At 44.0% G+C, this 26465-nt stretch carries 25 protein-coding genes; 11 read left to right on the top strand and 14 right to left on the bottom strand.

What is annotated here, in order from left to right:
- Positions 1 to 10 precede the first annotated feature (10 nt).
- The 3 genes from MHH26_RS00230 to MHH26_RS00220 all read right to left on the bottom strand — a co-directional run bounded on the left by MHH26_RS00230 (position 11) and on the right by MHH26_RS00220 (position 2097).
- Positions 11 to 769, bottom strand: a complete 759-nt coding sequence (locus MHH26_RS00230; protein WP_334750799.1) for a LamB/YcsF family protein — start codon at positions 767 to 769, stop codon at positions 11 to 13.
- Positions 770 to 944: 175 nt separating this feature from the next.
- Complete coding sequence (locus tag MHH26_RS00225; protein WP_370876201.1) at positions 945 to 1724, bottom strand: Cof-type HAD-IIB family hydrolase; 780 nt, start codon at positions 1722 to 1724, stop codon at positions 945 to 947.
- A gap of 103 nt (positions 1725 to 1827) precedes the next feature.
- On the bottom strand, positions 1828 to 2097 hold the full coding sequence (locus MHH26_RS00220; protein ID WP_080769491.1) for an excalibur calcium-binding domain-containing protein: 270 nt from the start codon (positions 2095 to 2097) through the stop codon (positions 1828 to 1830).
- A gap of 184 nt (positions 2098 to 2281) precedes the next feature.
- On the opposite strand from MHH26_RS00220, the gene MHH26_RS00215 reads away from it, so the two are divergent.
- The 3 genes from MHH26_RS00215 to MHH26_RS00205 are packed head-to-tail and all read left to right on the top strand — an operon-like array spanning position 2282 to position 3242.
- On the top strand, positions 2282 to 2659 hold the full coding sequence (locus MHH26_RS00215) for a VOC family protein (protein ID WP_066031314.1): 378 nt from the start codon (positions 2282 to 2284) through the stop codon (positions 2657 to 2659).
- A gap of 25 nt (positions 2660 to 2684) precedes the next feature.
- Complete coding sequence (locus tag MHH26_RS00210; RefSeq protein ID WP_334750798.1) at positions 2685 to 2978, top strand: DUF5316 domain-containing protein; 294 nt, start codon at positions 2685 to 2687, stop codon at positions 2976 to 2978.
- 24 nt (positions 2979 to 3002) lie between these two features.
- On the top strand, positions 3003 to 3242 hold the full coding sequence (locus MHH26_RS00205) for a DUF2651 family protein (RefSeq protein ID WP_340971686.1): 240 nt from the start codon (positions 3003 to 3005) through the stop codon (positions 3240 to 3242).
- A 231-nt stretch (positions 3243 to 3473) separates the two neighbouring features.
- Here MHH26_RS00205 and MHH26_RS00200 read toward each other — a convergent pair whose 3' ends face one another.
- The 5 genes from MHH26_RS00200 to MHH26_RS00180 form a co-directional block, all read right to left on the bottom strand.
- Positions 3474 to 3866, bottom strand: coding sequence for a RidA family protein (locus tag MHH26_RS00200; protein WP_060595555.1), 393 nt, complete (start codon positions 3864 to 3866; stop codon positions 3474 to 3476).
- Positions 3867 to 4092: 226 nt separating this feature from the next.
- Positions 4093 to 5841 carry a methyl-accepting chemotaxis protein gene (locus MHH26_RS00195; protein ID WP_334750796.1) on the bottom strand — a complete coding sequence of 583 codons (1749 nt, stop codon included), beginning with the start codon at positions 5839 to 5841 and terminating at the stop codon, positions 4093 to 4095.
- Positions 5842 to 5939: 98 nt separating this feature from the next.
- Positions 5940 to 7061 (bottom strand): mannitol-1-phosphate 5-dehydrogenase, encoded by a 1122-nt coding sequence (locus MHH26_RS00190; protein ID WP_340971683.1) that lies wholly within the window; start codon positions 7059 to 7061, stop codon positions 5940 to 5942.
- Between the two features lies 1 nt (position 7062).
- Positions 7063 to 7497 (bottom strand): PTS sugar transporter subunit IIA, encoded by a 435-nt coding sequence (locus MHH26_RS00185; RefSeq protein ID WP_034664060.1) that lies wholly within the window; start codon positions 7495 to 7497, stop codon positions 7063 to 7065.
- A gap of 98 nt (positions 7498 to 7595) precedes the next feature.
- Complete coding sequence (locus MHH26_RS00180; RefSeq protein WP_034664061.1) at positions 7596 to 9038, bottom strand: PTS mannitol transporter subunit IICB; 1443 nt, start codon at positions 9036 to 9038, stop codon at positions 7596 to 7598.
- A 506-nt stretch (positions 9039 to 9544) separates the two neighbouring features.
- On the opposite strand from MHH26_RS00180, the gene MHH26_RS00175 reads away from it, so the two are divergent.
- The 3 genes from MHH26_RS00175 (at position 9545) to MHH26_RS00165 (ending at position 12564) form a co-directional block, all read left to right on the top strand.
- On the top strand, positions 9545 to 11179 hold the full coding sequence (locus MHH26_RS00175) for a copper resistance CopC/CopD family protein (protein WP_340971680.1): 1635 nt from the start codon (positions 9545 to 9547) through the stop codon (positions 11177 to 11179).
- Positions 11180 to 11195: 16 nt separating this feature from the next.
- On the top strand, positions 11196 to 11810 hold the full coding sequence (locus MHH26_RS00170; protein ID WP_340971677.1) for a YcnI family copper-binding membrane protein: 615 nt from the start codon (positions 11196 to 11198) through the stop codon (positions 11808 to 11810).
- 157 nt (positions 11811 to 11967) lie between these two features.
- The gene (locus tag MHH26_RS00165) at positions 11968 to 12564 is read left to right on the top strand and encodes an NAD(P)H-dependent oxidoreductase (protein WP_334750792.1); all 597 of its coding nucleotides are present in this window, start codon (positions 11968 to 11970) and stop codon (positions 12562 to 12564) included.
- 48 nt (positions 12565 to 12612) lie between these two features.
- On the opposite strand, the gene MHH26_RS00160 is transcribed toward MHH26_RS00165, so the two are convergent.
- Genes MHH26_RS00160 through gabT form a run of 3 tightly spaced genes read right to left on the bottom strand, consistent with a single transcriptional unit; the run spans position 12613 to position 16708 of the window.
- On the bottom strand, positions 12613 to 14007 hold the full coding sequence (locus MHH26_RS00160) for an NAD-dependent succinate-semialdehyde dehydrogenase (protein WP_340971674.1): 1395 nt from the start codon (positions 14005 to 14007) through the stop codon (positions 12613 to 12615).
- Positions 13982 to 15370: an APC family permease gene (locus MHH26_RS00155; RefSeq protein ID WP_340971671.1), complete on the bottom strand. Its 1389-nt coding sequence runs from the start codon at positions 15368 to 15370 to the stop codon at positions 13982 to 13984. Before MHH26_RS00155 ends, MHH26_RS00160 begins: the two co-directional genes overlap by 26 nt.
- 21 nt (positions 15371 to 15391) lie before the next feature.
- Entirely contained in the window at positions 15392 to 16708 is a 1317-nt protein-coding gene (gabT, locus tag MHH26_RS00150; protein ID WP_340971669.1) for a 4-aminobutyrate--2-oxoglutarate transaminase, read from the bottom strand.
- A gap of 108 nt (positions 16709 to 16816) precedes the next feature.
- Here gabT and gabR point away from each other — a divergent pair, with 108 nt between their 5' ends.
- On the top strand, positions 16817 to 18241 hold the full coding sequence (gene gabR / locus MHH26_RS00145; protein ID WP_340971667.1) for a MocR-like transcriptional regulator GabR: 1425 nt from the start codon (positions 16817 to 16819) through the stop codon (positions 18239 to 18241).
- 30 nt (positions 18242 to 18271) lie between these two features.
- On the opposite strand, the gene MHH26_RS00140 is transcribed toward gabR, so the two are convergent.
- Entirely contained in the window at positions 18272 to 18583 is a 312-nt protein-coding gene (locus tag MHH26_RS00140; protein ID WP_340971665.1) for an ArsR/SmtB family transcription factor, read from the bottom strand.
- A gap of 464 nt (positions 18584 to 19047) precedes the next feature.
- Here MHH26_RS00140 and MHH26_RS00135 point away from each other — a divergent pair, with 464 nt between their 5' ends.
- From MHH26_RS00135 to MHH26_RS00120, 4 genes are all read left to right on the top strand, one after another.
- The gene (locus MHH26_RS00135; protein WP_334750787.1) at positions 19048 to 19914 is read left to right on the top strand and encodes a TetR/AcrR family transcriptional regulator; all 867 of its coding nucleotides are present in this window, start codon (positions 19048 to 19050) and stop codon (positions 19912 to 19914) included.
- A gap of 16 nt (positions 19915 to 19930) precedes the next feature.
- On the top strand, positions 19931 to 21364 hold the full coding sequence (locus tag MHH26_RS00130) for an MDR family MFS transporter (protein ID WP_034664086.1): 1434 nt from the start codon (positions 19931 to 19933) through the stop codon (positions 21362 to 21364).
- A gap of 173 nt (positions 21365 to 21537) precedes the next feature.
- Complete coding sequence (locus MHH26_RS00125) at positions 21538 to 22914, top strand: aspartate kinase (RefSeq protein ID WP_340971661.1); 1377 nt, start codon at positions 21538 to 21540, stop codon at positions 22912 to 22914.
- A gap of 164 nt (positions 22915 to 23078) precedes the next feature.
- Entirely contained in the window at positions 23079 to 23924 is an 846-nt protein-coding gene (locus tag MHH26_RS00120; RefSeq protein ID WP_034664090.1) for a GAF domain-containing protein, read from the top strand.
- A 54-nt stretch (positions 23925 to 23978) separates the two neighbouring features.
- Here MHH26_RS00120 and MHH26_RS00115 read toward each other — a convergent pair whose 3' ends face one another.
- The gene (locus MHH26_RS00115) at positions 23979 to 25313 is read right to left on the bottom strand and encodes an MmgE/PrpD family protein (RefSeq protein WP_340971659.1); all 1335 of its coding nucleotides are present in this window, start codon (positions 25311 to 25313) and stop codon (positions 23979 to 23981) included.
- Positions 25304 to 26452 carry an amidohydrolase gene (locus MHH26_RS00110; protein ID WP_340973772.1) on the bottom strand — a complete coding sequence of 383 codons (1149 nt, stop codon included), beginning with the start codon at positions 26450 to 26452 and terminating at the stop codon, positions 25304 to 25306. The genes MHH26_RS00115 and MHH26_RS00110 overlap by 10 nt, the downstream gene beginning before the upstream one ends.
- Between the last annotated feature and the right edge of the window lie 13 nt (positions 26453 to 26465).

Genomic DNA, 26465 nt, shown 5'->3' with positions numbered 1-26465 from the left:
ATGACGATTTTTATTGAAAGGCTTTGAGATGAATACTCGCTTCTTTTAGTTTTGATGTAATGATTTTGGCAAATTGAAGCGCATGGCTGCCGTCTCCGTGAATACAGACCGTATCTGCTTTAAGCGAAATGTCTTCCCCTTGAACGGTATGTACCTTCCCTTCTCTCACCATACGAACGACCTGCTGAACGGCCCGTTCATCATCTTCAATGAGTGCATGTGGTTCGCGGCGGGATGTCAGCGTCCCGTCTGCTTGATAGGTCCGATCAGAAAATACTTCATGAGCCACTTGAAGGCCAATTCTCTCACCTGCTAACGCAAGTTCACTGCCTGAGAGACCGAATAACACAAGACTTGGATCGACATGATACACAGCCTTTGCAATCGATTCAGATAATTCAGTATTTTTAGCCGCCATGTTGTAAAGGGCGCCGTGCGGCTTGACATGCTGCATCGTGCCGCCTTCTGCCTTGAGAAAGGCTGATAGAGCGCCAATTTGATAGACGACGAGATCATAGGCTTCCTCTGCCGAGATCGCCATTGGACGTCTGCCAAAGCCGACCAAATCTTGCAAACCTGGATGCGCACCAATTTGGACCCCTTTATCCAGCGCCATTCTGACCGTTTTTCTCATGACCGTTGGATCTCCTGCATGAAAACCGCAAGCAATGTTGGCTGACGTGACATATTCAAGAATTTGTTCGTCCGCACCGATTGTGTATTGACCAAAGCTTTCTCCCAAATCACAGTTGATATCTACTTGAAACATAGGATCCCTCCTTGTCGTTCCGAATAACGGAATATAAAGTCCGAATATTCGAATTTATATTGATTATATCAATTTTGGATAGATTGCACATGACATTGTCAGAAAACATAACAATAGAACTAGGAGAAATTAAAAAAGCGAGAGGATATCGCCTCTCGCTTTTTCATCATGTTCTTCATTTAGATAGCACCCAATGTTGGATGGCTTTTGCTACACCGTGTTCTGTGTTAGGAGCTGTAATCCAATCAGCGGCTTCTTTCACCACTTCTTGCGCATTTCCCATCGCAATTCCTAATCCGGCTTCTTGAATCATGGCCATATCATTTAGGCTGTCGCCAAGTGACATGACATTGTCCATCGTACAGCCAATGCGTTCTGCTACCTTTGCAAGAGCCGCAGCTTTGTTAATCCCTGCCGCATTGACTTCGATATTGGTCGGACTTGAATTTGTGATCTCTAGATGCTCATTTGCTTTCAATGTATTAAGTACTTCCTCACGAACGTCATCATCATGAATATCAAAGCCAAATTTCAACCATTCATGGTCATGAATTCGTTCTGGGAATTCACCTCTCCACACTTTCTCCACAGTGGAAGCCCAGTAATCGGTTTCGAACCTATTTTTTAGATCCCACATCATTTGGACGTGATCAGGATGCAGCAGATCTCGTTCGATCAGTTGGAAGTTTGAATCCCAGATTTCACTTCCATTTGCTGTCACAAGGTAAGAAGACAGCTTAAGCGGCTCAACCAGCTCTCGGCATGTCATCAGCGTCCGCCCTGTGCTAATGACCACATGGACCCCTTTTGCTTCAGCATCTTTAATGGCTTGTTTATTTTCCTCTGGAATGACGTGTTCACTGTTTAACAGCGTGCCATCCATATCAATGGCAATCAATCGGATGTCTTTCTTATCAGCTTGTATGGACAAATTGAGTACCCCACTTTGTATCATTTTTTGTAACTATCTTTATTTTAATATAAAGAGGAAGCTGGCACAAAGGGACGAGTTTGATCCCATAGAAAAAAGACCTTGTTACAGGTCTCTTTGCATTGGCTTAGCGTTCACACGCAATGCCGTCTTTATCACGGTCAAGTCGCATATTTTTTTGGTAAAGTGCTTTTGACACATACGGCTTGTACTTTGTTTTGCCGCCTTTGTTTTTCGTGTTTTTGCTTTTTGCCACGCCGCCTTTATAGACTTTGTTCAGTGCTTTGCAGTTTTTGTAGGACTTGACCGTTTTTGCATCTGCAGTGTGGGTGTCGACTTGTGTAAAGCTTAGTAAAAGACCTAATGACAAGACAGCCACCATGATTTTTTTCAACATGTATGATCCCCCTATTTTTTCTATTTTTACATTTTTATCATATGTCACCACTTTTTGTTTTTCAAGACTATTGTGCTTATAAAATAGATTTTTTTGGAATATAATATGCTTTATCTCCTATATGGTACAATGAGTGGGAAACCTTTCCGTTTTTGACACGTATATGAAGAGAGGAGTTTTTCACATGAAAATGAAATATACCATTCTATATGTAAACGATGTTGAGGCAAGTATTCATTTCTATCAACATGTACTTGGCTTTCCTATGAAACTCAGGGTTGAATCCTATGTTGAGTTTGATACTGGAGATGTGACATTGTCAATTAACTCACGTCAGGATGTCAAAGATGCACTTGGATTGCCTGTCCCTGAAGCAAATCAATCCTCTCAAACGTTTGAGATAGGGTTTGTTGTGGATGACGTGGATCAAACCATTGCATCAATGAAGGAAAAAGGGGTTCCGATCATCAAAGAACCTGCAAAGAAACCATGGGGTCAAACCGTCGCTTATGTCGCTGATCCTGATGGTCATTTCATTGAAATATGTGATGCCATCTCCTAATCTCCTTTGAAGGAAGTGAATCAGCATGAGAAAAAAACATGCCTTTTTCGCCGGAGTTTGCTCAATGATTGTGATTTGCAGTGCCGCTATTGTTTTGCAGCACCATGAGTGGATAGGGTGGATCAGTGGTGGAATCTCTATTATTGGCGTCATGATGTCTGGACTTCTAATGGGGGCTTGGACAAGCGGAGAAGAAACGCGGGCAGCCTATCATTCTGAAACAAAGGAACACCGCATGTGGCGTCTTGATACGGCTTTTCTTTTGATGATTTTTGCAGTTCCGCACATGGCTGCATCGGTCTTATATGTTTTGATGTAATCACTTGTTAAAGGAGTTAGCAATATGGCTGTTTTTGTCTTATTGATTGTATTCGGCTTTCCCATTATTTCCGTGCTGATTGGCATTTTTGGCACAATGCTCTTGAAGAATGTTTGGATGCCAACTTTGATTGTACTATTAGCAAGCATGATTCTCATGTTCACATATATTGACGGGAATAAATCCTTTCTCATTTGGGTCATCATCTACACCGTCTTTACGTTTATCGCCGCATGGATGACAAAGCGGTTTCGGTTCAAGTAAAAAAGAACAGTTTGCACTGTTCTTTCAGATTGTTGACAAAGGGCTAAAATGATGTTTATTTTAGCCTTTTGTCTTATTTTCAGCGTGATAGAAAACCTTTGCAGTCTAGGAAGGACGAGTACTGGCGCGGAGCGAATTTGACATTCGTGAGCACCGGCACGCAGACCTGACACCGAATGCGAGGGTTTGTCTATACGCTGAAAGAACAGTTTGCACTGTTCTTTTTTTGGTTCATATATCGGCGCACCATAGCTCAATTTCAATTTTCAGCTCAGGCCATCCTAAAGCTGATACATAAGCAACCGTCATTGATGGATAAGCTGTTTTAAAGATCGTATCCCACTGAGGATATAGATGATCCCAGTCGATTTCTTCCGTTGCCCATATATTGACCTTGATGACATGCTCTTCATTCAATCCTTCTGATTCAAGGATTTTTTTAATATTTTCAAATGTATTGGTTACTTGGTCGTTTAAACTTGATGGGACCTGTCCATCCATATCTGTTCCGACTTGACCCGATGTAACAAATAATCCCGCGCCCTTTGGTACTCTTGTGATATGACTATAGCTGCCAACGGGCTTCGGCATACTTTCTGGGTTTTTTCTCGTAATTTTTTCCATGTTATATCCCTCACTCACTTTGATTTTCCTGCTAGATTCTTCCTCATGTAGACAGACTTCACCAATTTCTATCTATTCTAAAAGAAAACAGCAGTGGAGTATCCATAGCCACAGGGTAAGAACATCAATATCTTCTTTTTCATGACCGAAACACTCCTTTTTATTGCGTGAGCAAGGTTTTGATTAACTATATAGTACCTGATACGAGACACACAGTCAAAATGATCTATAGACGATAACGCGCAATGTCTTGATTCAATCTCATGCTTAATTCATTAAGCCTTTCTGCTGCTTTTGCCACATTGGAGATGGCTGTCACTTGTTCATCTGTAGATGCTGTGATTTCTTCAATAGCAGCAGCATTTTCTTGAGAAATATGTGCCGCTCCATGCATCGCTTTTGTGATGAGATCGTTTTGCTCCAGCAATGCATTCAGCTCTTTTGCCATTGCGTCTGTTTCGACGATGGTTTGTGAAATCGACGCAGAGATGGCATTGAATTCATGTTCTGTGGCATGTACCGCTTTATCTAACTCAGCAAAACGATCCATTGTGCTCGACATCATACCGGCTGTTGCCGTCGTTTCTTCTTTAATGCCTTGTACCATTTGCTGAATTTGAACGGCTGATTGCTTTGTCTGCTCAGCTAAATTCCGCACTTCACTCGCCACAACCGAGAAGCCTTTGCCTTGCTCTCCTGCGCGTGCTGCTTCAATGCTTGCATTCAGCGCTAGTAAATTCGTCTCATTTGAAATGCTTTCAATCGTATCAGTGATTTTAGAGATATCCTGTACTTTTATACTTAACTGCTCGATTCCTGTTCTAATACCTTTAGACGCCTGAATTGATTGTTCATTTGATTGTTTTAATTGCTGAACAATTTGCTGGCCCTGCTGCGATGATTGACTCGATTGGTCAGAGATTCGTTTAATTTGGTCGCTTTGTTCTTTGACATTTTCGATGGATTGATTGAACTGGGTCATTTGTTGATTGGCTGCATCAAGGTCAGATGCCTGATGAAGCGTTCCGGTCGATATGTCGCCAATGGCTCGGCCAATTTCTTCACTGCTGGCTGAGGTTTCTTCAGATATCGCCGATAAATCTGTCGCTGATTCAACAAGCTGGCTGCTCGTTTCCTGTAGACCGCTCACAAGTGTCCTGAGTTCTTCTGACATATGATTAAAGCCTTTTGCCAGCTGTCCAATTTCATCTGTTGTTTCTTTTAAACTCGTGCGTTCAAGATTCCCCGCCGCAATTTCTTTTGAAGCAGCAGTGACTTGCTTGAGCAGTCTGACTTTTCCTCGAGCAGCTAAATAAAAGACGCCAAGACCGAGAAGAGCGACACCTGCTGTAATGAGCATCATATAGAGCTTCATCTGCTCTAATTCTTTATAAAATTCGTCCTGGAAGACGGCGATGCCGACACTCCAATTCCAGGGCGTGAACTGGCTCATATAGGCAAGCTTTTGCTTTTCTTCCCCGGTGGCATCGTCCTTATCTAAATAGGTCACATAGTGTGCATCTTCGCCTTCTGATTTGGCTCCAGCGACCATTTTTTCACGATTGGTCGTGTTATCTGGAATGACGCCAATGTCGTTGACAGGATGGACTTGAGAGGAATAATCTGCTCCATATGCGACGAGATAGCCTTCATTTTTATATATAAAATCTGATTTTTGAAATTGGTACCCTTTCCCGTTGTCATTTTTAGGCCCGCTCAAGTAAATACGGGCTTGTTCCTGCGCCTGTTCAAGCGTCAGTTCTTTTTTCTCTACACGATCATTCAACTGTTCAAGTGTGGCCATTGCTCCGCTGACGATGTGCTTTAAATCTGCTTTCCCCGCATCAATTAAGACATGTTTCGCTAACAAATACCCCGTTGTCCCAACAAGTCCGCCGGTTAAGATCGTGATCACGATAATGGCAGACATTAATTGAAAAAAGACACTTCTTGACGCAAACGTTTTCTTTTTCATATACAAATTCCCCCTTACATCATATATCGTCAAGCGGGGAAAACTATTAAAAAAGTCATAAAAAAATCCCTTTCACTCGTTGGAAAGGGATTTTCTGATTATCGAGCTGTTTCTTTCAGAATGGCTTGATAGAGATCGTCTGTTGGCGTGAGGCCACATACTTCTTCCAGCACATCTTCAATGCCTTTTTCTTTTCTTAATGCCTGCAAACGAACCGCTTCTTCGTCTTCGGCAAAGTCATAAGCGAGAGCTGCAGCGATACCTTTGATTAAGTACACTGGCTGTTTGATCTTTTTCGCTGGACCGATTAAACGGTCGTCTGCTCCCAGCTTTCTAAGAGGAGATCGTGCGACACGAGTGACTTCGTCGGAGATAAAAGCATTTTCGAATCGTTTGATGATTTTTTGAATATAGGCATCATGTTCTTCTTTCTGAAAGCCATATGTGTCGATTAAATAACTGCCTGTTTCATGAAGTGCTCCTTCAATAACTCGGCGAATCTCTGGTGTATCGACGGCTTCTTTAATCGTTTGAACGCCTTGCTGATACCCGACATAAGCAGCTAGTGCATGCCCTGTGTTGACAGTAAAGAGTTTGCGCTCAATATACGGCGTCAAATCTTGTACAAAGGTTGCTCCTTCAATCTGAGGAACGTCACCAATAAAGCCAGTCTCATCAATGACCCACTCGAAAAAAGGCTCGACTGATACTTTCAGAATGTCCTCATGGTGCTGAATCGGAACAATGCGGTCCACAGCAGCGTTTGGAAAACCAACTGTTTGTGACAACGCTTCTTGTTCCTCTTCTGTTAAATGAGAGAAAACGGCTTCTTTTAAATGAGAGCTGCCTCCAATCATATTTTCACATGCCACGATGTTGATGATATGGTCAGGTTTTTTCTCTTTTAATCCTTCAGCAATCGATGAAGCTATGATCTTCAAAACGGCTGGTCCAACAGCTGTTGTAATTAAATCGGCTGATGCGACGGCCTCTGTTAATGCCGCTGTGTCTTGTGCAGAATTGATCGCTCTCACTGGGCCGACTACTTCTTGTTTTTGACCCGGCGATGCGAGTTCAACCGTGTATTCTCCTCTTTCATTCAGCTCGTTGATGACCGCTTCATTTACATCGGTAAAGACAAGCTCAAAGCCTGATGTTTTTAACAAAGATCCGATAAACCCTCTGCCAATATTTCCTGCTCCAAAATGAAGTGCCTTCATGTTAGTTCACCTCGTTAAAGATGGCGATCAGTTCATCCTGATCCTTTGCATGGATGATGCGTTCTACATTTTCTTCTTCTGAACAGACAATCGCAATTTGAGAAAGAATATCGAGGTGTTCGTTGTTTTTACCAGCGATGCCAAAGACAACTTTGGCGATATTTCCTTCTCCGTATTCAACACCTTCTGGAATTTGAATGATGGAAATCCCAGAATGAAGGACAGCCGCTTTAGCATCCTCTGTTCCATGAGGAATCGCAATCCCGTTGCCCATAAATGTAGATGAGATATTTTCTCTTTCAAACATTTTGTCAACATAATCACTTGTGACATAGCCGTTTGCCACTAGGACCTCGCCCGCTTTTTTAATGGCTTCTTCTTTTGAGCCTGCTTGTTCGTTTAGAAAAATATTGTCTTTTGAAAGTACTTGTTTCATGAATGATCACACACCTTTTTTTAGAATGGAAAATCAGAAAAACAAACCAAAACGGGGAGTTCAATAAAGAAAAATTGAACTCAACCCGTTTCGTCATGTTATTTTTTCAATTTCTCAATCAGCTCATCGTATTTCGGGCTGTTTAAGAAATTATCAACTGAGATATGCACAGCGCCCGGCAGTTTCGCCTTGGCTCTGTCTGTTAAATCTTTATGAGTAAAGACCACATCGGCGTCATCTGGGATGTTGCTGATGGATGTGTTTGTCACATCAATATCAAGCTCTGCCTTTTTGACTTTATTCTTTAAGATGGATGCGCCCATCGCACTTGAGCCCATTCCTGCATCGCAGGCAAAGATGATTTTGTTCACGTCATCTGGATTGACATCACTTGGAGATGCTGCTTGCTCATTTGCTTCAGCATCTTCTTTTTGAGCTGTGAGAGCAGCAGCTGCTGCGCTTTTCTTCCCTTTCATGTCCTGCATCTTTTCTGTTGCTGCTGTTAGATCCTCATCAACAGCTTTTGAAGCCTTCAAAATCACAGAAGCGACAAGGAATGATACGACGGCTGCCACGACAACACCTGCAAGAACGGCAAGGTGTCCGCCTTTTGGTGACATCAGCATGAGGGCGATAATACTTCCTGGTGACGGCACAGCCTTTAATCCTGCATTTAACAGGGTAAAGGTCAGAACGCCGCTTGCTCCCCCTGCAATAACCGCCAAAATGAGCTTTGGTTTCATTAAGATGTACGGGAAGTAAATCTCATGAATTCCTCCTAAGAATTGAATGACAATCGCACCCGGTGCAGACTGTTTCGCATTTCCTCTACCAAAGAACATGTACGCAAGTAGAACACCTAACCCTGGTCCTGGGTTTGTTTCAAGCAAGAACAGAACGGACTGCCCTGTCTTTGCCGCTTGCTCCACCCCTAAAGGACCTAAAATTCCTTGGTTAATCGCATTGTTTAAGAACAAGACTTTCGCTGGTTCAATGAAAATACTTGCCAGCGGAAGCAAATGTGCATTCACAATGATATCTACACCAGCTGCAAGGGCTTTATTTAGACCAAGTACCACTGGGCCGATGGCGTAGAAGGCAATCGCGACAAGAATGGCACCTAGAATCCCTGCCGTAAAGTTATTCACAAGCATCTCAAAGCCCGATTTGATTCGATCTTTGAACAGCTGATCAATTTTCTTAATCAAGTAACCGCCAAGTGGTCCCATGATCATGGCACCTAAAAACATTGGAATGTCCGAACCGACAATGACCCCAATCGTCGCGGTTGCACCGAGTACCCCGCCTCGATGGTCGTATACGAGCTTACCGCCTGTGTAACCGATTAAGAGCGGCAGTAAGTAGTTGATCATTGGACCAACAAGTGAAGCTAATTGTTCATTTGGCAAATAGCCACTCGGAATGAACAATGCCGTAATGAGTCCCCAAGCGATAAATGCTCCAATATTCGGCATAATCATGCCGCTTAAATAGCTTCCAAAGCGCTGTACTTTTACGCGGAATCCGCTTTTTTCCTGCATCTATGAAAACTCCTTTCTTCTCTCCCTTTATTCAGGCCTTTATAGGTCAAAAGATATAATAACAAGTGTCAGTGGAGCCCTTAACCCTATCGTAAAACGCTTTCACTTTCCCTTCAATTGAAACTAAATGTCACTTTGTCACTTAGTGTGTGACAAAATTGAAATATGATGTGAATTCTCTGTCAGAGCATAGGACAAATGGAGTAAAAAGGTTGACGTGCCGTGGTTTTGATGCAAAATTCATTGTAATTTCACAACTTTCAAATAGTCACTTCTTGTTTCCTCTTCTTAAATCGACTAGGCTTATACATGATCAAACCTATTCAATCAAGAAATGTCTGCGCAGACATGACACAGAAAAAGTGAACCATCTTGCTGTTTGTTTCGTTTACCTTTTAGAGTGAGCGGCACAATAGGAGGAGCGGTTTTTTCTGTGACTCACAGTTTACTGCCGCTTTCTTTCTGATACATGAGACATTTTCATAGGTAGAAAGGCGGTTATACACTTGTTGAAACATAGTAAGTGGCTTCTGCTCCTTATCGTCATGTTCGCTTTTTTCATTCCAAAGGAAGCATTTGCTCACGCATACGTCGTCAGCTCAAATCCAGCGGCAAATGAAGAGCTTGATAAGCAGCCTCCTTCGGTCTCTATCACATTTAGTGAAGGAATCGAAAGCGGATTTCATGCCATTAAGGTGCTCAATGCAAAAGGTGATCGTGTGGATAAAGGAGATACGGTCATTAAAGATCAAAAAATCATGGAAGCTGCTTTAAAAAAGGATTTACCAAAAGGAATTTATACCATTCAGTGGAATGCGGTATCAGCAGACGGTCACTCTGTCTCTGGCATGATCCCGTTTAGTATTGGCAAAGCGGATGGCGGCTTTGACCAATTAGATCAAGGTCAAACGAATGAATCCATCGATGTTGCCTCGACCATTGATAAAGCCTTTCTTTATACGTCGTTTAGCTTATTTCTCGGGACCATTTTATTTGGACTGTTTTGGTTTAAAACAGCCATTTCTCCTGTATTAGTGAAACGAATGAAACGGCTTTTGACTTTGTCACTGATCATGATGGGCGGAGCACTCGTGTTCCAGCTGCCAATTCAAACAAAATCAGCGGCAGACGTGTCCTTTTTGGGGGCATTTCAACCATCGCTCTTACAAGAAACCATTGCGTCGACTTCTGGCGGCAGTTTGTGGATGATGCTCATGGTGTCATTTGTTCTTCTGACCATTTGGAGCATAGTCGCGATGAAAAAAGGGGTTTTTACTTCTTTTCGGGTATGGTTGTTTCCACTGCTCCTATTCGCAGTGCTTCTCTGGCTGAAAGCACAAATCGGACATCCAGCAGCAACCGATAATAAAATACTGACAACGTCACTTGATTTCATCCATCTCGTTTCTGCATCGATCTGGGTCGGTGGTTTAACAGCCATTGTGCTTTTATTGTTGAAGAAGCTGCCAAATGAAGATCAGCCGCTCATCCGAAATACATTAAATGCGTTTCACCCTTGGGCACTGCTCTCTGTTGGACTCATTGTGTTTTCAGGATTTGTGAATGCCATCTTCATTTTGCAATCGTTTGATGCTCTTTTCCAATCAGCGTACGGAAGAACCTTTTTAATCAAGCTTGGTTTATTTATCATGATGGGCCTTCTAGGACTTGTCCATTACTTGATGCTGAGATGGGAAAAGAAACAGAAACAAAACGTTTCGTTACGAGCTGAGTGGATCATCGGAATCGCCATTTTGTTATTAACGGCTGTGTTCACCAATATTCCGAGCCCTCCTCCGCCTGCACCTGAGCCATTCTTTGGCGCAAACCAGGTCGAGCATCGTGACATTGTGTCCATGAGCATTACCCCGAATGCCCCGGGGAAAAACACATTCGAGGTCGCATTTACGAAGAAGGATGGACAAACGATTACAGATATTCAATCTGTATCAGCCAAGATCCATAAAGTCGCCTTATTCGGGGAAGAGAAACCGAGTGAATTTCAGCTGAAACGATTAAAAAATGGTCATTTCTCTGCTGAAAACCTCTTGTTAAATGAAAAAGGTACTTGGAAAATTGAAATCCATGCGTTAACTGGTTCTTTTGAAAATATCGATACCACATTTATTAGAAGAAACTAAAAGGAGTTCATACCATATGAAAAAATACGTTAAAGCTTTATTACCAATGCTTCTCACTTCATTTTTATTGGCGATTCCTGTGAGTGCTCATGTCACAGTCAAGCCTGATACGTCTGCGACAAATGCGTGGGAAACCTATACGTTAAAAGTTCCTTCTGAGAGTGACAGTCCAACGACTAAGGTTGTCGTGACAATACCTAAAGGCGTAGAATTCCAGCAATATGAGCCAGTCCCTGGATGGAAAACGTCAACTGAAGAAAAAGATGGCAAGGTGACAAGAGTGACTTGGGAAGCAACGGGTAAAGGCGTGCTTGCCGGACAGTTCCAGCAATTCGTTTTTGTAGCGAAAAACCCTGAAAAAGCAGGTGAAGCTGCATGGGATGCATATCAATATTATAAGGATGGAACGGTCGTTGAATGGACAGGCGATAAAGATGCTGATAAGCCGCATTCGATCACAAACATTGTGGCATCTAATACGGTAACGGATTCACATGGACAAGAAAAACCAAAAGAAGAAAAGGCATCTGAAACAGCCTCCAACTCTTCCTCACCACTTGTAATAGGGTTGTCCATTGCTGCTCTAGTCGTAGCACTGATTGCGCTTGGGCTTGCTTTTAGAAAGAAATAATTGATTCGTAAGCGATCGTTTTCACGGAAACGATCGCTTTGTTTCTTTCCACCTTGAACACGAGATCATTTTTCCAACCTATTATTACCAATATAGGATTGAATAGGATGGTGACGCGTGCCATAATGAGACACATGACCACCTAGGAGGCTATGAGATGAACCATTTAATTATATTTGCTCATCCCCAGCAAAGCTTAAATCAAACCTTATTAGATCTTGTTGTCAGCACTCTTTTGAACAATGGTCATGAAGTGACTATTCGTGATGTCTATGCTCTTGGTTTTTCGCCAGAGCTAAGCATGTTGGAAAAGGCTGCGATCAAACGGGGTGATGTCCCAATTGCCATTCAAACAGAGCAGAAGCTGATTCAGCAAGCAGATGTCCTAACGTTTATTTTTCCCATTTGGTGGACAGGCTTACCCGCTATGCTAAAGGGCTATGTAGAACGCGTTTTTTCTGAGGGCTTCGCTTATCAAATCAATGAGCATGGGGCTATTGAAAACCTGCTTCGGCACAAAAAGGGTGTCATTATCAACACGCACGATGCTCCAAGGACCTTTCTTGACTCTAACCGGATCGTTTCCGCCTCCCATCGCATGACAACAGATACAGAAGTCTTCAATTTTATTGGTGTTGAGCCTGTTGAACGACTTTTGTTCAGCAGCATGGAGCAGGCACCAGCAGATTACATCCACGAAATTCTGAAAGAAACAAAAGAAACGGTGGAGCAGCTTTTTCCGCCGGCTGTTTAACATAAAAAAGACTGCCGAGATTCCTTCTTCGGACAGTCTTTTTCACGTTTATTCGTCTAAACCAATGGATACATATTTGGTTTCTAAATACGGTTCGATCCCTTCGATGCCGCCTTCACGGCCAATTCCGCTTTCTTTCATTCCTCCGAATGGTGCTTGAACAGCCGATGGGCCGCCATCATTCCAGCCGATTATCCCGTAATCAAGATTCTCTGAGATGTAGAGGCCGTTTCGATAATTCTCTGTAAAGAAATAAGCTGCAAGACCAAAAGGTGTATCGTTCGCTAATTCAATCGCTTCATCTAGCGTTTTGAACGTCGTAATCGGTGCCACTGGTCCAAAGGTTTCTTCATGCATGATGTTCATGGAAGGGTCTACATGTGTGAGAACCGTTGGCTGGACAAAATAATATGACTTGTCATCATCAAAATGCGTATCACCGCCGACAAGGATTTTCGCCCCTTTATCGACTGCATCTTGAATTTGGCTGACAATTTTATCAAAGCCGCGCTTGTTGATAATTGGGCCGATGGATGTGCCTTCTTCAAAGCCATTTCCCACTTTCAGCTTTTCTACTTCTTTGCTGAAGCCTTGAGCAAATGCTTCATGAATGTCTTCATGCACAATTAAGCGGTTGGCACAGACACAGGTTTGTCCTGCATTACGGAACTTAGACGCCACTGCTTGTTTGACAGCTAGTTCAAGATTGGCATCTTTGTCTACGATGAGCGGAGCATGACCGCCAAGCTCCATTGATACGTGCTTGACTGTACTCGCACTGTTTTTGATCAGATGCTTTCCGACTGGCGTTGAGCCTGTGAACGTGATTTTGCGAATCAATGGACTATCTGTGAATATTTCACCGACTTCTTTTCCATCTCCAACCACCCATTGCAGGGCATCCTCTGGAATTCCAGCTTCGTGGCCTAATTTCACAAGTTCAATAGCCGTCAGCGGCGTGTCTTCAGCAGGCTTCACAATAAACGTACAGCCCGCTGCAAGTGCTGGTGCAGCCTTTCTCGTGATCATGGCTGCTGGGAAATTCCACGGTGTAATGGCCGCAACAGGGCCCACTGGCTGCTTTGTGACAAAAAGGCGTTTGTTCGTCGTATGTGACGGAATGGTTCTGCCGTATATCCGTTTGGCTTCCTCTGCGTACCATTCAATGTATCCAGCCGCATAGACGATTTCGCCTAATGCTTCTTGATACGGCTTCCCGTTTTCTTCCGTGATGATTTTCGCGAGCCTTTCTTTATGTTCAATCATGAGATCAAACCACTTGCGAATGATATTGGCACGTTCATGCGCAGACGTTTTTGCCCATGCTTTGAATGCTTTATGTGAGCGGGTAATGGCGTCTTCGATCTGTTCTTTTGTATGCTGAGCAACTGAAGCAATTTCTTCTCCTGTTGCAGGATTATACACTTTGAGTTCGTTTGTCATGCTCTACCGTCTCCTTCGTTCTTGGATTCATTACATATAGTATATACCCAATGAGTGCCCAACCTAAAAGCAATATCCATTCAGCTGGCCATGATAAGGAGGCCGGCATTCCTGGAAAATAAAATGAAAGAAAAAGGAGACTCAGCCCGATAGCTAAAACGCCTGTCGTCCGCCAATACTTAATGCGGTATGGACGCTCAAGCTCTGGTTCTGCTTTTCGAAGTCTCATAAAGGCAATGGACACTATTAAGTACCCAACGATAATTCCGACACCGCCCGCATTGACAATCCACACGAGGGCAGGACGCCCTAGTAATGGAGCAAAAAAAGCCAAAGCACCAAGAAATAAAATGGCATTTGTCGGCGTTTTATACTTTGGATGAATATACGCAAACCATTTGGAAATCATGCCTCTTTCCGCCATCGCATATAGAATACGGCTTGCACCGATGATAAAAGCATTCCAGCTCGTCACAATTCCTGCTACACCGCCAATGACAAGCACTGTTCCAAACGCCTGATGACCGAGCAGCTCCACCATCGCATCTGCTGTCGCCAATGAAGAGGCTTCAAGCTGTCCTTTTGACAGCCCAGCAGCTACCCCAAAGACAATGAGCAGATAAAACACAACGGCACTCACGATGGAGATAATCAAAATTCTCCCGATAATTCTCTTCGGCGCATTGATCTCCGCCGCCACTTGCGGGATGACATCAAAACCAACGAATAAAAAGGGAATCATCACTAAAACCGCCATGAGACCGCCAACTCCGCCTTGAAACATCGGCTCAAGGTTTGCTAGATTTCCATTAAATGTTGCGCCGCCTAAAAGAAGAAAACCTGTCAGGATAATGGCCACTGTAAAAACAGATTGAAAAATAGCAGCTGGCTTGGCGCCAATGTAGTTCAGCGCTGTTAAAAATAAAGCACCACCAGATCCAATCAACACCCATGTGAAATAAACGTCCCATCCCCCTATATTCCATAGGAAGCCAACATGCTGTGTTGGAATGACATAATCAATAACTGTCGGCAAGGCAACAGCTTCAAACGTAATGACGGACACATAACCAAACAATACGCCCCATGCTGAGACGAACGCTGATTTCATCCCAAATGCCCGCTGGACAAAGACGAGCCCTCCTCCCGTCTCTGGAATGGCAGACGAAAGCTCAGCATACGTGAGTCCAATAAAGATGACGAGAATACCGCCGATGACAAAGGCGATGACACTGCCTAAAAATCCTGCTGTTAAAATCCAATCTCCCGAAAGTACAACCCAGCCCCATCCAAGCATTGCACCAATGGATAAAAACAGTACGTCAGACTGCGACATGGTTTTTGCCATTTGTTGTTTTTGCATACAACCATCCCCCTTTGTTGTTTAGCGTGCTTTGAAGGCGTCCTCGATGATCCCTAGTCCTTCATTCAGCAGCTCATCTGTGATGACAAGTGGTGTTAAGAAGCGAATAATATTCCCATTAATCCCTGCCGTTAATAAGAGCAGCCCGTGCTCATTTGCATATGCTGCAATCGCTGCGGCTGTTTTCTTATCTGGTGTACGCGTTTTTTGATCTTCCACAATTTCAATCGCCGCCATTGCCCCTAATCGGCGGACTTCTCCAATGAATGGATACGTTGTTCTCCAATCATTTGCTTTGTCCTCAATGACTTGTCCGATGTGCTCAGATCGTTGATTCAATTGTTCCGTTTCAATAATATCAAGAACCGCTAGTGCTGCCACACAGCCTAATGGACTTCCTGCATATGTCCCCCCAAGCTCACCTGGATCTGCCGCATCAAGCAGTTCTTTTCTGCCAATAACACCGCTTAGCGGCAATCCAGCCGCAAGAGATTTTGACACCGTGATTAAGTCCGGCACCACATCAAAGTGCTCAATCGCAAAGTATTTCCCTGTTCTCGCAAAGCCTGTTTGGATCTCATCTGCCACAAAGACAATCCCGTGCTGCTGACAGAATGAAGCAACGTGCTGTACAAAACGCTTCGATGGTACAATAAATCCGCCCTCCCCTTGGACTGGCTCCATGACCACACAAGCAACGGTTTCTGGTGCAACGGCTGCGACGAAGAATTGATTGAATTGATCAATGATGTACTCATCGTAGGCTGCATCGCTTAATCCTTCTGGCTTTTGATAGTAATAAGGGTACGGCGCTTGATACACCTCTGACGCAAATGGTCCGAACCCAAATTTATATGGCTTGACCTTGCTCGTCATGCTCATCGTCATATTCGTTCTGCCGTGAAAGCCTCTTGTAAACGACACAACGGCCTGTCTTTTCGTATATTTACGTGCAATTTTCACCGCATTTTCAACAGCTTCTGCACCTGAATTTAGGAAAATGGCTTTCTTGTCATGGCCGCCTGGTGTGAGGCGGCATAGCTTCTCTGCCAATTCAATATACGATTCGTACATCATGACGTTGAATCCTGGGTGAATCAGACTGTCTGCCTGTGCTTTGACGGCTTCTACAACCTTTGGATGTGAATGACCTACATTTAATGTACCGATAGCGCCTGCAAAATCGATAAAACGTTTCCCATCGATATCGAACAGCTCGGCTCCCTTCCCCTTCGCTGCAAGATGACGGTTGCCATTACTCACGCCTCTTGCGACGTATTGATCTCTTTTCCCCTGCCATTCTTCTGTTGAAAAACGGTTTGTTGTCGTTTGACTCATTGTCATCCATCCCCTTTATGTCTTTTTTATTATTCTGAATATTTTTTGGTATGATAGAAAGTACCAATATCATTTTTTTCATGGTACCAGAGAGGATGGAATGACGTGATGCTGACAATTCAACTAGATCAAACAGGGGCAAACGGATTTATTTATCATCAAATTTATACGAAAATTAAAGGTGAAATTTTAAATCGAAACCTTCAGCCGCACGATCAATTACCCTCTAAACGAGAGTTAGCCGATACATTAAACGTCAGCGTGAATTCAGTGAATGGCGCGTATCAGCAGCTGCTTGCTGAGGGATATTTATATTCGGTCGAACGCAAAGGTTTTTTTGTGGAATCATTAGAAACGTTTCATGAGTCAGGTCAGCTGAAACCCTCGTCCCTTCCAGCAGATTTAAAGGAGGAGCCGATTGCACGGGACGACTGGTATTCCTTTTCACATATCTCTGTTGATACAGCCAATTTTCCATTTAAAAGCTGGCTGAAAAGTGAACAAAAGGCGATCAGCCTCCATCAAGAAGCCTTTGGTGAGCTTCCGAATCCACAAGGTGTGTACGAGCTTCGGGAAACGATTGCCCGGTTGATCGGGCTTGCGCGAGGTGTCAAATGCTACCCAGAACAGCTCATTTTAAGCGCAGGCACGCAATCACTTATCCATTCTTTATCAAGCATTCTTCCAGCCGATCAAGTATACGGATTAGAAAACCCTGGCTATCGCCGGCTCTATCAAATGCTGAAAAACAATCATCACCGAATTGAAACGATTGGCATTGATCAAAAAGGGGTGCGGATGAGTGACATTCAGAAGAAAGAGCCGAATGTGTTGATCATTACCCCTTCACATCAGTTTCCGACTGGCGTCATCATGCCGATTTCACGGCGGATTCAGCTCTTAAACTGGGCAGCCGATCAGCCCGGCCGTTATATTATCGAGGATGATTATGACAGTGAATTCAAGTATGGTACAGACAGCATTCCAGCGCTGCAAAGTTTGGATCGATATGACAAAGTCATTTATATGGGGACCTTTTCAAAATCATTGCTGCCAGGCTTAAGACTAAGCTACATGGTGCTCCCGCAGCATTTATTGAGACGCTATAAGGAAGAACAGCACTTCTTCATTCAAACAGCCAGCCTTTTTACACAATACACCCTTCTTCATTTTATAAAAGATGGGGCGTATCAGCGGCATATTAAAAGAATGAATGGTTTATATGAGGAAAAACGGAAGCAGCTCATTGAAGAGCTCGACACGGTTTTTACTGACAATGTACGGATTATTGGGGAAAATGCTGGACTTCATTTTATCGCAGAGTTCCGCTCAAACCGCACGCAGCATGAGATTTTACAGCGAGCCAAAGAAAGAAAGCTGAAAATGTACGGGATGGACCGTTTTACCCTTGATGAGCAATTGCCGGGGCATCAGGAAGGCTTTGTTCCACTCGTCCTCGGCTTCTCTCATATGCGGCCAGAGGATATTGAGCCGGCGGTGAAAAGACTGTATGAGTCGATTTATGGGAAATAAAACAGCCAGCTGCTTTACTAGACAGCTGGCTTACCACCGCTCTTTATCTACGGCTAAAATGGATGACACGAGTCCAGGAAAAGCGGTCTCGATGTCTTCTTTTCTTAAAGAATAGTAGCGGTGTTTACCGTCCATTCTCACTTTCACGACGCCTGCCTCCCTCAGCACTTTGAAGTGGTGGGAAAGCGTGGATTTGGCAATATTCATCTCATACGTGCCGCATGTTCTCTCCCCTGCTTCTGCTAAGCAGCGGACAATTTCTAACCGGATTGGATCAGCCAATGCGTGCAGCACAGAAATCAGTCTCATGTCTTCTCGGGTTGGATGGATTGGATTATTCATACGTTAAATGTATCGTATTTTGTGCCAACATACAATCTCATTACTCGCCGATACATCCTTTGGAAACGACTATGACGATATAAAAGCTGTCTTGAAGGGAAGGAACTGTCTATCAAACAAATGTAGATTGGACCCATCAACTAACCGTCACAAAATATCAGCAAGTAGGTGTCATTCAGAAAACAGCTGCCAAGAATTTTGATCACGGCACAGCTTCCCGGTTGAAAAAAGGGACAGCTATTTACTCTGTAAAGGAGCGAAAAGACCTTTTGATCGTCGAACTTAACGGACAGATCATCATATATGCCGCACATGCGGAAGGATAAAATACCTGTCACATAGATAGGTATTTTTTAAGTTTCTTTTCTTGTCATGGGTCATTGGTTTTGTTATCATTGCAAAAGTGACCACTCGGTTTCCATTGTGACCATATGGTTTTACCGATTCGGAAAGGACTTATGAAGATGAACGAAAAGCAAGAAGAGATTTTGCGGGTTTCAAAGAAATTATTTTCTCAAAAAGGCTATATGAGTGTCTCCATGCAGTCAATTGCCGATGCCTGTAAAATATCAAAAGCGTCTATTTATAAACTGTTTGATTCAAAGGAAGCTCTTCTATTAGAACTGATTAAATACAATCAGCTGAAAATGAGAGAGATCTCGCGCATCATTCATTCAGAAACGACGCTGTCCAAAAAGGAAAAATTCACAAAGAAGATCAAACTTGAGCTTGAAGAGTTTAAAGAGAATCATAAATTTTTGAATATGCTGTCCTTTGAAGCTTTTTCGCAGCATTCGCCCATTGTCATTAAGCATTTACGTGAGACACGCTCCATTATCATGCAGCGGCACAGAGACATTATTTTAAGCACATATGGTGAATCTGTTGCGCCTTACGTCTGGGATCTTGTGATCGTCCTCAACGGATTAATGAGAGAATTCATCTTAATGCTGGCGATTGAGCGCAAGAACATCCAATTAGAAAATGCCGCCGAAATGATTATTGGCGTGATGGACCGTGTGTCGAAAAAGCCTTGCTCCATTGAGCCTGTGTTAACAGATCAGCTGATGGACTCTTATTTGCTTTCTTCACAGGACGAATATGATGAAGAAAAGCTTGTCATCTCGTCCTTAACGAAGATCAAACAAGAGCTTCACGCACTGCCAAACGGAGAAGAAAAGGACGATCTCCTCTCTGCGTTTGAGCTGCTGAGCCAAGAATTATCAAAGGACCAACCGAGAACCTTTTTAATCAGCTCATTGCTCGATTATTTAGGTAAAAACAGCGTTTTATCACAAAACGTGTCACAGCTGAAAAGCATCATTCTATAGATAAAGAAGGGATAACATGAACCAATCAACAACATCGTATAATCGATCTGTGATTGTGGGGATTTTCCTCGTTGGGGCATTCGTCGCGATTTTAAACCAAACGCTGCTCATTCCAGCGATCCCACATATCATGGAGGAATTCAATATTGATGTCAGCAAGGGACAGTGGCTCACCACAGCCTTTATGCTGACAAACGGGATTCTCATCCCGATCACGGCTTTCTTAATCGAGAAATTTTCAAGCCGTTCTTTAGTTTTAACGGCGCTTAGCATCTTTACAGCCGGTACAATTCTTGCTTCATTTGCAACGAATTTCCCTGTATTACTTGCAGCGCGTATTGTGCAGGCAGCCGGCGCAGGGATTTTAATGCCGCTGATGCAAACGATCTTTTTAACCATTTTCCCGAAAGAAAAGCGCGGGCAGGCGATGGGCATGGTCGGTCTTGTCATTTCGTTCGCACCAGCGCTTGGGCCGACACTTGGCGGCTGGATTGTTGATTCCTTCAGCTGGAAGTTCTTGTTCTATATTGTTCTGCCAATCGGTATCATTGATCTCATTCTTGCTTTCTTCTTAATGAAAAATGTAACGCAGCAAAGAGAGACACGTATTGATGTTTTATCAGTCATCTTGTCGTCCTTCGGTTTCGGTGGGCTGCTTTACGGATTTTCTAGTGTCGGAACATATGGCTGGACGAGTGCCACTGTCCTCATATCGCTGATTGTCGGCGCTGTGAGCTTGTTCTTCTTTATTCTGCGCCAGTCGAATTTGACAAGACCGATGCTTGAATTTGGTGTCTTTAAGTTTGCGATCTTTAGCTTAACGACCTTCCTTGGGATGCTTGTCTTTGCTTTATTGATTGGGACAGAGACGATTCTGCCGCTCTATACGCAAAATGTCAGAGGATTGTCTGCTCTTGATACAGGACTGATCTTATTGCCTGGTGCTCTCTTTATGGGGCTCCTCTCACCAATTATTGGACGGATTTTTGATAAAGTCGGTGGAAAAGGGCTGGCATTAGGCGGGTTTACGATACTTACTGTTACTACCCTGCCATTTATGCTGCTCACCCTTGATTCATCCATCGCCCTCATTACGGTCGCCTACACGCTTCGCTTAATCGGGGTTGGGATGATCATGATGCCGCTGACAACCGCAGGTATTAACTCTTTACCGCCTCATTTGATCCCGCATGGGACAGCGATGAATAACACGATGAGACAAATGGGCGGCTCCATTGGGACGGCTGTGCTTGTCTCCATCATGAGCAGTTCTGCTGCAAATGCAGAATTAGCCAGCCCATTAAAATCAGCCGTTCACGGCATGAACACATCATTTATCGTGTCTGGTTTGATTGCGGTCCTTGGACTCGTCCTCTCCTTTTTCTTAAAGGAAAAACGCGAGAATAAAGTGATGAAGCAGGAGCTATCTTCCTCCTCATCTTCTTCATAAGAAAAGAGCTCGGCATATTGCCGGCTCTTTTTTCATATACTCACGCTATATCGTCCTCTCCAAAAGGACATTTGTATTTACAGCGAAGAAAAACCTTGATAATTTAAAGAAAAGAGTTGATAATAGGAACTATTCAATTTGTGAGAAAATTTTTACTATAGGAGATGTATGCATTGAAGGTCGTTAAATTTGGTGGCAGTTCACTTGCATCTGGCAAGCAGCTGCAAAAGGTATTTGACATTGTAACAGCAGATCCAGCTCGAAAAGCAGTCGTTGTTTCCGCACCAGGAAAACGGCATTCAACGGATACGAAGGTCACCGATCTATTAATTAGCTGCGGTGAGCAATATTTACGTTTAGGCGAAGCACACGATTTACAGGAAGCCGTCATCGAACGGTATGCCTCCATTGCGGATGAACTCGGGTTAAGTCATGACGTGATTGACACCATCAGGCAAGATCTAGACGCCCTCTTACAGGCTGATACGTCTCATCCTGAGCGATATCTTGATGCCATCAAAGCAAGCGGTGAAGACAATAACGCAAAGCTCATTGCCGCCTATTTCCGCCATCAAGGTGTCGAAGCTCACTATGTGAATCCAAAGGAAGCTGGTTTATTTGTGAGCGATGAGCCTGGCCAAGCGCAAGTCCTTCCGGAGTCATATGATCATTTGTACAAATTAAGAGAGCGCTCTGGCATCATCATATTCCCTGGCTTTTTTGGCTTTAGCCTATTGGGAGATATTGTCACCTTTTCTCGCAGCGGCTCCGATATTACCGGTTCCATTTTAGCAAACGGTTTGAAAGCAGAAGTGTATGAAAACTTTACAGATGTGGATGCTGTTTACGCTGTTAATCCAACGATCGTTCATGAGCCGAAGGAGATTACAGAGCTGACGTACCGGGAAATGCGCGAGCTATCCTATGCTGGTTTTTCTGTGTTCCACGATGAAGCACTCATTCCAGCCTTCCGTGCAGGCATTCCAGTACAGATTAAAAACACCAATAATCCCTCGGCAAAAGGCACAAAAATTGTGAACCAGCGAGATCATACAAATGGACCAGTTGTCGGAATCGCCTCAGACAGCGGATTTTGCAGCATTTATATTAGCAAGTATTTGATGAACAGAGAAGTCGGTTTTGGACGTAAGGTGCTGCAAACGTTAGAGGAATATGGGCTTACGTATGAGCACGTTCCTTCTGGCATTGACGATATGAACATTATTTTAAGACAGGATCAGCTGGAGGAGCAGCATATTGAACAAGAGCTGCTCGACCGCTTGAAGCTCGTGCTTGATGCAGATGAGGTCGTGTTAGAGCCGAATCTCTCACTCATTATGGTTGTAGGAGAAGCGATGCGTCACAATGTTGGCACCACAGCAAGAGCAGCAGAGGCGCTGTCAAAAGCGAAGGTCAATATTGAAATGATCAATCAAGGCTCTTCAGAGGTCAGCATGATGTTTGGCGTCAAAGCGGCTCAAGAAAAAGAAGCCGTTCAAGCGTTGTATGAGGAATTTTTCTCTATGTCTACCGTCCCTGTCTCCCTTTAACCAGCAGACTGCCAGATCTCAGGATCGGCAGTCCTTTTTGTTCTCGCCCGATTCACATGGATTTGCGCATTAAAATATATCTATTTCTCGTTTCATTTTGTATGATAGAGACAAATCAACTATTGTTCCGGTCTATGATCGGAGCTACAAGGAGTCCTAAAACAATGCCTCGTCAACAACTATTAAAACAGTTTCGCAATTTTCATGATGCTTCTACGAGTATTTTAAACATGATGAGTCAATTCACTGATGTGAATACACTGTTTATTGCTAAAAACGATCAAACCACCAATCAGATTGTCAAGGTGCTAAATCATGACGAGCAGCTTCTTGAAGAAGGAGAAGAAATTCCTTACGAGAAGACATTTTGCAAGCTGGCGGTCGATCATCAGGATACGCTTGTGATCCCTGATATATCATTGGATGATCGTTCTAAATACTTAGAAGTCACGAAACGTCTTCAAGGCGGATCATTCATTGGCGTGCCGATTGATTTTACAGATGGTACGAACTACGGAACGATTTGCGGACTTGATCTAAGGCCGCAGCAATTCACAGAAGAACACGTGCATATGTTTGAAACGATGGCTTCTTTATTAAGCTACGTCCTCGAACTCGACCGTGCCAACCGGCAGATTCAGCAATTATCTGTACCGATCGTCCCAGTTGTTGACGGTGTCGCCGTGCTTCCTCTCCTAGGTGATATCGAAGAGACACGTGCTCAGCATATTTTAGAAACCATTTTACAGGAAAGCTACAGACTGTCGCTCTCTCATTTGGTCATTGATGTATCGGGAACAAAACGCCTGAATGAACAGAGCATTCAATATTTGGTCAGCTATGCACAAACGCTGAAACTTTTAGGAATTTCGGCTGTTTTAACAGGGATTAAACAAGATCTTGCTCTAAGTGCGATTCAGTCGAATATTTCATTTAAAGACATCACCATCCGGAAAGACTTGCCGCAGGCACTTGCTCATATTGGCTTGACGTTTACTAAAATGGAATAAGAAATGATACACAAAAAGGGCTAAATAAATTTTAGCCCTTTTCTTCTTTTTAAATCATGCCAGCAGCTGCAAATAAGAAGAATCGTTTCCGTCTTCAATAACTTGTAAAATCTGCTGTGCATGTGATGCGTCTGTGACACTGTTTAATTTTTGCATGATGTCTTCTTTCGATAGTGCATGGCCTGGTGCTCCCCGCGGAAGATCGACTCGTTTGCTAATGGTGGTGCCATCAGATAAGGTAAGCTTCACAATCGTAAAGCGACCTTTTGGGACAGCGTCTGGATGGGGTTCTGTCGTTTGATCATATTCTCTGCTCACCCGCTTCATCCATGTGCGCATGTCTGATGGAATGGTTTTTTTCGTAAAGGCATCCAGCGTAAGCGTCTGTCCAAATACGGCAAGTGCGATGACGTATTCGACACTGAATCGTCCTTCTTCGCCCGTCAAAGGTGTCCGCTCAATAAGCGCTGCATCTCCGCCAGGCGGGAATATGACCTCTGCTTGTTTCACCTGATCCGATAAGAAAGTATGCTCTTCCATTAAGGATAGAATCGCATCTGCTGCATGATGCGCTGCTGAGCAGAACGGGTATACTTTGAACCACAGCCCCGGCGAGACAATACGCCACGCTATACCATACTCCTCTAGTAAACGATTTTCCGCCAGCTCCTGATCTCCATAGAGAGAAAAGAAACCAAGCGTACCATCAAGAACCGATTCATTCCCGCCAAAACCTGAACAAGCTAAGTCCATAGACCAGACGGCTGTTTTAGCCGCTAAGCCGGCTTGTAATGGTTTCATATCAGAGCCGAACTGCTTTCTCATTCCGGCTGATTGCGCTCCGGCAAAGCCGATTGCCTTCGCCAGCTCTTCCTGCGAGACTTGTTTTAAATACCCAATGGCACATACTGCTGCAATGGCTCCGAGGGTTCCGGTATTATGCCAGCCCCGCTCATAATGCGCCTTGCCGATGGATTCGCCAAGCCTTGCCATCACTTCAACGCCTGTAATGTAGGCTGCTAAAAATCGATCACCATACCCTTTGCTGTCTGTCAGCTGTGAAAGCAATGCTGGGATGATCACCGCACTGGGATGTCCTCTCACATCTGAGTGCACATCATCATAATCAAGGGCGTGGATCAAGTAGCCGTTCAGCATGGCTGCGGCTTGACGGCTGACCTTCTTCCCTTGTCCAATGACAGGAATTTGAGCGGCTCCGCCTTCTTGTTCCACAAGCGCCATTAGCTTCTGTATACCTTCATCCTCTCTCGCAGCAAGCGCTGCTGCCGCAACGTCTAACAGACCATATCGAGCCATTTCAACGGACCGCTGATCTTGAAGCGGATCAGCTACAAGTACAGCCTCTGCCAGTTGTTTTGTTAGTTCCATGATCGTGACTCCAATGCCCGAACGGCAAGCTCGGAAAAGAAGGCAGCGGCAACTGGAAGTGCTTCTTCATTTAATGTAAACGCAGGGTGATGCCACTCCTTGGTACCACTAGTCCCCATCCATACAAAAAAGCCTGGAATGCGTTCTTGATAAAGGGCAAAATCTTCTCCGCCCGGTGACTGCTCTGCCTGAACTACTGTGAGATCCAGCGCATCTGCCGTTTCTTCGACCACCTTTGTCAAACGCTCGTCATTCAACACAGAAGGCAAATACGGATGCCATTTCACTTCGCCTTTTGCCCCAAACCCTTCTGCAATCCCGCTCACGATTTGTTTCATGAGATCTGGAATCATCGCTCTCACTTCAGGCTCAAACGTCCGAACGGTTCCTTCCATTTCAACATAATCAGGTATCACATTCCATGATGTACCGCCTTGAATGCGTGTGATGCTGACTACTGCATGATGCAATGAGCTGATGCGGCGGCTGACGATTTGCTGAAGAGCACTTGTGATCTGCCCGCTGATGGCAATCGGGTCCACCGTGTGATTCGGAATACCTGCATGGCCACCCGTTCCTTTAATATCGATTTCAAACCGGTCAACACTTGCCATTAATGCTTTTTCTCTAATACCAATGGTGCCTACTGGCAGATCAGGTTTGTTGTGCATACCAAAAATCGCATCCACTCCATCTAATACGCCTGCCTCTATGACGTGTTTCGCTCCTTGCGCGACTTCCTCAGCCGGCTGGAACAAAATGCGGACCGTTCCTTTCATCTCGTGTTTCCGCTCTTTTAATAAAAGAGCCGCTCCAAAGATGGAAGCCGTATGGAAATCATGACCGCATGCATGCATTTTCCCAGGTACCTTTGAGGAAAATGGTTCGCCAGATGCTTCTTCAATCGGAAGTGCATCAATATCGGCTCTTAGGGCAATCGTTGGTCCCTCTTGTTCTCCTTTGATTTCACAGACAATCCCTGTTTGAAGAGCTGGGATATCGAGTACAGTGATCCCTTCTTCTTCTAACCAGCCGCGCAGTTTCTTTGTCGTTTCATATTCTTCAAACGCCAGCTCTGGATGCTCATGAAGTGCTCGGCGAATGTTAATTAAACGTTTGTTTAAAGCTTCATTTCCTATTGATTTCACTGAT

The sequence above is a fragment of the Bacillus sp. FSL K6-2839 genome (assembly GCF_038003365.1).
GTDB lineage: Bacteria > Bacillota > Bacilli > Bacillales > Bacillaceae > Bacillus.
The sequence above is the reverse complement of the archived record's forward strand: the minus strand, read 5'-3'. Positions and strand labels throughout refer to the sequence as shown.